At 73.3% G+C, this 1,384-nt stretch carries 2 protein-coding genes; both read right to left on the bottom strand.

The annotated features are described in order from the left end of the window. A partial coding sequence (locus ICN82_RS21170; protein ID WP_193187334.1) for a serine/threonine-protein kinase occupies window positions 1-926 on the bottom strand: 926 nt, incomplete at its 3' end. Window positions 927-956: 30 nt separating this feature from the next. After that, the coding region (locus ICN82_RS21165; RefSeq protein WP_193187332.1) for an OmpA family protein at window positions 957-1,384 on the bottom strand (428 nt) is incomplete at its 5' end.

The raw sequence follows: 1,384 nt of genomic DNA, 5'->3' as shown, positions 1-1,384 counted from the left end.
CCCGCACGGCCCCGTCCGGCGGGGACGGCGCGGGGCGCGGCGGCGGGGGCGAAAAGCGTGGCCTCCGCCTCCGGCGCCGCCATGTCCGCGGCGGAGGGAGGCGCCCGGAAGGCGGCGGCCGCCTCCGCCGCGCTCTGGTACCGGTCCTGCGGAGCGGGGGCGGTCATCCGCGACAGGATGGTGCGCAGCGGCCGGGGCACGCCCGACAGGTCCAGCGGCGCGCGCTTGCGCTCCAGCACCTCCATCGGGTTGCGTCCGGGGTCCGGCCGCGCGCCGCGATAGACCGCCAGCAAGAGCGCGCCGAGCGCGTAGATGTCCGAGCGCGCATCGCTGCGTCCGGCCAGCTGCTCGGGCGCGGCATAGGAAAATTTCCCGGCGAACCCGTCGCCGACAATCGTGGCGGCGCCGGGATTGGCATCCTTGGCGATGCCGAAATCGATGATCACCGCCTGGTCCGGCCGCCCGTCGCGCAGGATGATGTTGTCGGGCGACAGGTCGCGATGGACGATGTTGCGCGCATGGGCGGCTGCCAGCCCGTCGCAGATCCGCGCCCCCGCGATCATCAGCTCGCTGGCGGTCATGCCGCCGGCCGCCAGGCGCGCATCCATCCCCGGGCCCTCGATGTAATCCATGACCAGGTAGATCACCCCGTCGGCCATCCGCTGGGCATCGAAATAGCGCACCACCGCGTCATGGCGGATCTCGCGGACCTCCTCCTCGCGGGTCATCAGCGACAGGAAATCCTCGTCGCGCGCATATTCGGCCCGCAGCGCCTTGACCGCCATCACCCGCCCCGAGATCTCGGAACGGGCCCTGTAGACCTCGGAGACACCGCCGCGGCCCAGCAGCGCCTCGATCCGGTAGGTGTTGTTCAGCAGGTCGCCGGGGCGGAAGATGTCGCCCGCGGCCGGAGCGGCGCCGGTCATGCGGGCGGGCTCCCCTCGCGAAGGCCGGGCTCAGCCAAGGGCCTGGAACTCCACCCGGCGATTGGCCTCCGCCTCCGGGTCGGCCGCGTCCAGGGGATAGGCCTCGCCCACGCCCACCGCCTCCAGCCTGTCCGCCGCGATGCCGCAGCTGCCGGTCAGGTGGCGCCGCACCTCCCGCGCGCGCAGCAGCGACAGCTGCTGGTTGTAGCCCTCGGATCCGGCCGCATCGGTATGGCCCACCACGCGGAACGCCACGCCGTCCATGCGCCGCATCACATCGCAGAGCGTGGCGAGCTTGGGCTCCTGGTCCTCGCGCAGCGCCGCGCTGTCGAAATCGAAGCGGATCTGCACATTCACCTGCTCCTCCGGGGCAAGCGCGACATAGACCGGCGCGCCCTCCGCGGCCGGGGCCGCAGGCCGCGGGGCGGCGGCGGTGACCGTCGCCGCGGCGGTGGAGG

Origin of the sequence: Mangrovicoccus algicola, assembly GCF_014903745.1 — a bacterium.
GTDB lineage: Bacteria > Pseudomonadota > Alphaproteobacteria > Rhodobacterales > Rhodobacteraceae > Mangrovicoccus > Mangrovicoccus algicola.
This window is presented reverse-complemented; position numbering and strand designations above follow the sequence as displayed.